This window comes from uncultured Turicibacter sp., assembly GCF_938044715.1.
GTDB classification, from domain to species: domain Bacteria; phylum Bacillota_I; class Bacilli_A; order MOL361; family Turicibacteraceae; genus Turicibacter; species Turicibacter sanguinis.
This window is the reverse complement of record NZ_CALIOS010000125.1, coordinates 1-6,685: the sequence shown is the minus strand read 5'-3', so window position 1 is coordinate 6,685 and position 6,685 is coordinate 1. Positions and strand designations below refer to the sequence as shown.

General features: G+C 34.4%; 6 protein-coding genes. All 6 read left to right on the top strand.

Annotated elements, in window-relative coordinates:
- Positions 1–1,636, top strand: a 1,636-nt coding sequence (locus tag QWC74_RS12095) for a hypothetical protein (protein ID WP_288994118.1), incomplete at its 5' end; no start/stop codon positions are given.
- 51 nt (positions 1,637–1,687) lie between these two features.
- Positions 1,688–2,593, top strand: a complete 906-nt coding sequence (gene xerC, locus QWC74_RS12090) for a tyrosine recombinase XerC (protein WP_006783778.1) — start codon at positions 1,688–1,690, stop codon at positions 2,591–2,593.
- Positions 2,594–2,674: 81 nt separating this feature from the next.
- Complete coding sequence (locus QWC74_RS12085; protein ID WP_229040029.1) at positions 2,675–3,124, top strand: NfeD family protein; 450 nt, start codon at positions 2,675–2,677, stop codon at positions 3,122–3,124.
- 22 nt (positions 3,125–3,146) lie between these two features.
- Positions 3,147–4,076, top strand: coding sequence for an SPFH domain-containing protein (locus tag QWC74_RS12080; protein WP_006783776.1), 930 nt, complete (start codon positions 3,147–3,149; stop codon positions 4,074–4,076).
- A gap of 212 nt (positions 4,077–4,288) precedes the next feature.
- Positions 4,289–6,373, top strand: coding sequence for a class 1b ribonucleoside-diphosphate reductase subunit alpha (gene nrdE, locus QWC74_RS12075; RefSeq protein WP_006783775.1), 2,085 nt, complete (start codon positions 4,289–4,291; stop codon positions 6,371–6,373).
- A 30-nt stretch (positions 6,374–6,403) separates the two neighbouring features.
- On the top strand, positions 6,404–6,685 hold a 282-nt coding region (locus tag QWC74_RS12070), incomplete at its 3' end, for a ribonucleotide-diphosphate reductase subunit beta (RefSeq protein WP_288994116.1).

The window sequence follows — 6,685 nt, the reverse complement described above, 5'->3', positions numbered from 1 at the left end:
TCTCTTTATTTTAACGGGATGTGTGGGACGAGGAAATGAAATTTTACAACCGAGTGATATCCTACAACAAAGTTCTAACGAACAAGAATTGAGTCACCCTTTAGGGGCGTCCCAATTAACAAGTCAACATTCTGAAGAGGGACTTTTTTTGCAAACAGTTGAGAATGATTTATTTTATCTCGATCCAACGTTAGTACAATATAAGTTATCGGATCAAGTTAGTTATTTTGATTTTGATAAAGCAACGAACACGATTAAAATTCAAAAGAAGGATAATCGATGGATTGTTTGGTTTTTAGAAAATAAAAAACCGCAATTTGTTCCAGCTGCAAGCGATTTGAAAATCCTAGGTGAGAGTCATCAAATTGTTTATAGTGGATTAGAAAATCAAAATTTATATTTACTTGAAGATGAAGAGTCAAATATCTTATTTGAAGGAACGGTTAAACTATTTGATACGACTTTGAATGGTCAACTCATTATTGTACAGGATGATCAAGATACCTTAAGAGTTATTAATCACGATGGAAAAATTATTTATGAACAACCATCTGTGATGGCTTATCGTTTCGAAAAAGCTAATCAGAGCATGATGATTTGGGCAAAAAATCAAGGGATTGTTGTGAAACTAGCTGATGACCGTGCCATGACCTATAAAGTGATTGATGAGGTAACAGACTGGCTAATGTTTCCAACTTATAGTAAAAATTTCGAAACTATGGTCTATTTTTCAGAGTTAAATCTTGAAAGTGGAATGGGGACGATGACGGTGATGTCTTCGCTTAATCCTGACCCGATCCATCTTGCCAATGTCATCAATTATTCGATCATGACTCAAGGAACATACGTTTATTATTTAACAGATAAAAGTGAATTGTATGGATTAGATGTTGAATCTTCTGACGTTACTTTTTTAGGGTCTAATGTGGGACAAATAAATATTGACACTGAATTAGATTGCGCGACATATAAAAGTAATGATGACTTATACTTAATTGATCGAAATCATCAAGTACAAGTCGTAGCACAGGATGTTTATCAATATGATTATAATGGGACGCATGTTGCTTATATGAATTCAATTAATGACTTATATTTAGAATATAAAGGCTTAACAACAAAAATTGATGAATCTGTTTCAGGGTTTGCTCTAGGTAATCAAGGGGTCTACTATCATAAAAAAGGGCAGATTTACTATAAACCCTTTGAAGGGGTAAAAGAAGTGATAGTTGATCAAAGTGGACACTATAAAAATATCTTCTTTCATAACACTCAATTGTATCAAAAGGAAGTGGAGTTAACAGCTATTACCGGGTATTGGATGGTTGAGGTTGATGAAATTCCGATAATTTATTATTTTGATTCTGAAGGTCACATCGAGATGATGAAACAAGAAGAGGGGCAGTGGAGTTATCTAAGAGGACAGTATGAGGTTTTATATTCCGCTGGAACCGTGATGAACCTTTATGTGAGGTATTTGAATGGCTTAGAAAGTTATCTGACTCTCTCCCTATTAGATTCTAATACGTTGCAAATTGCAGAAAATGATCAAATAAATGATGTCGTGGCGGTGACTGAAAAAGAAGCAATGTCACTTATTTCAAAATTAGAACCATTACCAACGGAAACAGAGTGAAGCAGTTCCCATGTAGGGGACTGTTTTCTTTATCTGAACAGGAGGGATCCTATGAATGAATGGATTTTGAAATATATGGATTATTTAAAGTACGAGAAGCGTTATTCTGAGCATACCTTATTAAATTATGAGCGAGATGTAAAAGAGTGGTTTAGTTTTTGTCAACGAGAAGGAATTAACGAGTTTGAATTTGATTATTCCGATGTGAGAAGTTATTTGAATGATTGTTATACGCACCAATTATCAAGAAGCACGATGAGTCGTAAATTATCATCATTGCGTTCCTATTATCAATTTTTATTAAAAGAAAAACAGGTTAAACAAAATCCATTTTTAATTATGAAAGGCCCTAAAAAAGCAGAAACGTTGCCTCAGTTTTTATATGAAGAAGAATTACAAGCCCTTTTTGATAGTATTGATCAAACTTCAATTCTTGGATGTCGTAATTATGCTTTGTTAGAATTATTATATGGAACGGGAATTCGAGTTTCTGAGTGTTGTCAGATGAAGCAATCCCAATTAAATGTTGAGCTTGGAACGGTTTTAATTCATGGTAAAGGTGGGAAAGATCGTTATGTTCCAATTGGCGAGTTTGCAGTTGAAGCAATCGAGGCGTATTTACAAAGAAGCCGCCCTCAATTATTAAAGAAATCTAACCTAGAAACCGATGTATTATTTTTAAATCACCTTGGAACTCCTTTAACAGAAAGAGGTGTTCGTGATATTTTGAGTCGAATGACCAATCAAACCGCGAAACATATTAAGGTGGCTCCTCATATGATACGTCATACGTTTGCGACGCATTTGTTAAACAATGGGGCTGATTTACGCTCGGTTCAAGAATTATTAGGCCATGAAAATTTATCGAGTACGCAAATTTATACGCATGTTTCAAAAGAACATTTACGACAAGCTTATGCATTGGCTCATCCCCGTGCGAGAAAAGATAGGAAATAAAATAAAATAATTGGGAATAAGTGTTAAACCTTAAGTAAGTTTGATATAATGAAAAGGTATATGAAGAATGGAGTGAGGCGGATGTTGATCTTAGCTAGTTCAGTGTTAGGAATGTCTTGTACATGGCTTTGGTTAATTGTTGCAATTGTATTTGGGGTAGTTGAAGCGATGACGCTAGGGATTATTTCAATTTGGTTTGCAATTGGAGCATTAATCGCGATGTTGTTTGCCTTTGTCATCGATTCTTTCTTTATTCAATTAATAATTTTCTTGTGTGTGTCTTTAATTTTAGTTTCAACCACACGTAAAGTAGCAGTTGAAAAGCTTAAAATTGGACAACATAAAACAAATGTAGAAGAGTTAATTGGAAAAGAAGCGATTGTTGTCAAAACAATCTTACCTCATGAAGCAGGTGAAGTAAAACTTGAGGGGAAAGTTTGGCGTACAGTATCTGATTCAAAACAAACGTATGAAGTAAATGAGATTGTAACAGTTTTACGAATTGAAGGCGTTACGGTTATTGTAAAATAAAAAAGCGATAGGAGATGGATTTATGTGGATTTTTGTAGTTTTGATTTTTATTGTCATTATTTTAATTGCATCGAATATTAAAGTAGTACCCCAAGCGAATGCGTATGTTATCGAGCGATTTGGAGCTTATGCTGCCACTTGGAATGTTGGTTTACATGTTAAAATTCCAATTATGGATCGTGTCGCGAATAAAGTCTTATTAAAAGAACAAGTTATTGATTTTAGACCACAGCCTGTCATTACAAAAGATAATGTAACGATGCAAATTGATACCGTTGTCTTTTTCCAAATTACGGATCCTAAATTATTTACTTATGGGGTTAGTAATCCATTTGCAGCAATCGAAAATTTAACAGCAACAACTTTACGTAATATTATTGGGGAGTTAGAATTAGATGAAACATTAACATCACGTGACATTATTAATACGCGTATGCGTTCTGTTTTAGATGAAGCAACGGACCCATGGGGAATTAAAATTAATCGTGTCGAAGTTAAAAATATTGTTCCTCCACAAGATATTCAGGCTGCGATGGAAAAACAAATGCGTGCAGAACGTGAACGTCGTGAAAAAATCTTGCAAGCAGAAGGAGAAAAAACATCTAATATTTTACGTGCAGAAGGGTTGAAAGAGTCTCAAATTCTTGAAGCAGAGGCGCGTAAACAGGCGATGATTTTATCAGCTGAAGCAGATAAGGAAGCACAAATTAGACGTGCTGAAGGGGAAGCAGAGGCGATTCTTAAAGTCCAAGAAGCCACAGCTGAAGGACTTCGTATGTTAAATGCATCTTGTCCAACAAAAGAAGTATTAACGATTAAATCATTTGAAGCATTAGCACAAGTTGCAGATGGAAAAGCAACGAAATTAATTATTCCATCAGAAATTCAAAATGTCAGTGGTTTAATTGCGTCTTTAGCAGAAACAACAAATTTAGTTAAAGAGGAAGACTAATATTCATGAAACGTATAGGGAATGGCTCCTTATACGTTTTTTATTTTTATCGGATGAGGTTTAACTGAAAGTTAAATACTAAATAAGGACAGCAATGATAAAAATTCGACGCATATGATTAGGAAAAAAACGTCGAGCGTGCTATGATGGAAAAGCACTTCTTTTTAAAAGAGAAATAGTTGCAACTTTTAAGAAAATCAAAGGGTGAAAATATGGAAAAAGAATACATACAACTAAATAATGAACTGATGCAAAAACAAAACGATTTTTATCAATTAGAAAAAGATCACTTAGCCGTGGAGGCTTTTTTAATTGAGGTGAAGTCGAAAATGAAGACCTTTACGTCGGAGAAAGAACGTTATGAATGGCTGATTGAGCATCATTATTATGAAAACTTTTTTAAGTGGTATCACATTGAAGAGATTGTCATGATTAAAGAAAAAGTTTTTTCTTATCAGTTTAAGTTCCAGTCTTTTATGGCAGTATCAAAGTTTTATAAAGATTACGCTCTAAAAACAAATGATCATCAATATTATTTAGAATATTATGAGGACCGTATCGTTGCAGTTGCCTTATATTTAGCACAAGGTGATGTGAATAAAGCATTCGAATTTGCAATTGCGATGATTGAACAACGCTATCAACCAGCGACACCGACATTTTTAAATGCAGGAAAAGCACGACGTGGTGAAATGGTGTCATGTTTTTTACTTGAAATGGATGATTCCTTAAACTCGATTACTTATAATTTAAATACCTCGATGCAACTTTCTAAAATTGGGGGCGGTGTTGCCTTAAATTTATCGAAATTACGTGCTCGAAATGAGTCAATCAAAGAAATTGAGAATGCGGCTAGTGGGGTATTGCCTGTGATGAAGCTACTTGAAGATTCATTTAGTTATGTTAATCAGTTAGGGCAACGACCAGGGGCTGGAGCAGCTTATTTGAATGTCTTCCACTGGGATGTTGAGGAATTTTTAGATACTAAAAAAATTAATGCGGATGAAAAAAGTCGTATTCAGACATTATCAATCGGCTTAATTGTTCCGAGTAAATTTATTAATCTAGCGAAAGAAAATCAACCGATGTATGTTTTTGCCCCACATACGGTGTTTTTAGCGACTGGAAAGCATTTAGATGATTTAAATTTAGATGAGGTGTATGATGAATTAGTTCAAAATCCGGCAATCAAAAAACGTCAATTGGATCCAAGGAAATTATTGACGCATATTGCAAAAATGCAATTTGAATCTGGGTACCCATACATCGTCTTTAAGTCAAATGCGAATGCTGCCCATCCTTTAAAGGAAATTGGACAAATTAAGATGTCAAATTTATGTACAGAAATTTTCCAATTACAAGAAACTTCAACCATAACAGACTATGGGGAAGAAGATCAAATTCGACGTGATATTAGTTGTAATTTAGGATCTTTAAATATTGTGAATGTCATGGAAAGACGAGCGCTCAAAGAAAGTGTTTATGCTGGGATGGATGCTTTAACAGCGGTTTCGAGCTTGTCTCAGATTAAAAATGCGCCAGGCATTCAAAAAGCAAATGAAGAATTAAATGCTGTAGGTCTTGGAAGCATGAATTTACATGGATACTTCGCCAAAAATAAAATTGCCTACGAAAGTGAATTAGCAAAGGAATTTGTTCGTACTTATTTCATGATGGTCAATTATTATTCAATTGAGCGTAGCATGCAAATTGCAATGGAAAAAGGTCGCTCATTTATTGGATTTGAAAAATCCGATTATGCAAGCGGTGAGTATTTTAAGTTATATTTAACAGAGGATTTTACGCCTAAATCTGATCGTGTGAAGGAGCTATTTCACGAGATGGTCATTCCAACTAAAAATGATTGGGCTCACTTAGCTAAAAGTGTCAAAGAAAACGGAATGTATCATGCTTACCGTCTGGCAATTGCCCCAACTCAAAGTATCGGGTACATTCAAAATGCAACGGCAAGTATTTTACCTGTGGTGGATTTAGTGGAACGTCGAACTTATGGAAATGCGACAACGTATTATCCAATGCCTTATTTAGCAGAGGATAATATGTTCTTCTATAAATCAGCCTACCGTATGGATATGATGAAGGTTTTAGAATTAATAGCTCAGGTACAACCTCATATTGATCAAGGGATTAGTACGACACTTTATGTTGATAGTCATACCAGTACACGAGAATTAGTGAGATATTATTTATATGCCCATCATCTTGGGTTAAAGAGTTTATACTACACGCGTACCAAAAATCTATCATTTGAAGAATGTACGACTTGTTCTGTTTAATTCAAATTTAGTTAGTAAAGGACGATTATAATGAAGAAAATATATCAAGCGGTCAACTGGAATGCGCCAGATTATCAATTTTATGATGATTTATATTTAAAACAAACGGAACAATTTTGGCTACCAGAAGAAATTCCGGTTTCAGAAGATAAATCTATTTGGGATACATTAGATGAAAATATTAAACTGACTTACGAGCGTATTTTAGGTGGGTTAACCTTGCTTGATACAGAGCAGTCAACAGGGATTCAAAAAATTGCTGAGAAATCAGATAACTTATTTATTAAAAGTATTTTAGCTTTGTTTGCCGGT

Coding starts and splice junctions, on each gene's coding strand:
- QWC74_RS12085 (WP_229040029.1), top strand. CDS start 2,675: ATGTTGATCTTAGCTAGTTCAGTGTTAGGAATGTCTTGTACATGGCTT.
- xerC (WP_006783778.1), top strand. CDS start 1,688: ATGAATGAATGGATTTTGAAATATATGGATTATTTAAAGTACGAGAAG.
- nrdE (WP_006783775.1), top strand. CDS start 4,289: ATGGAAAAAGAATACATACAACTAAATAATGAACTGATGCAAAAACAA.
- QWC74_RS12080 (WP_006783776.1), top strand. CDS start 3,147: ATGTGGATTTTTGTAGTTTTGATTTTTATTGTCATTATTTTAATTGCA.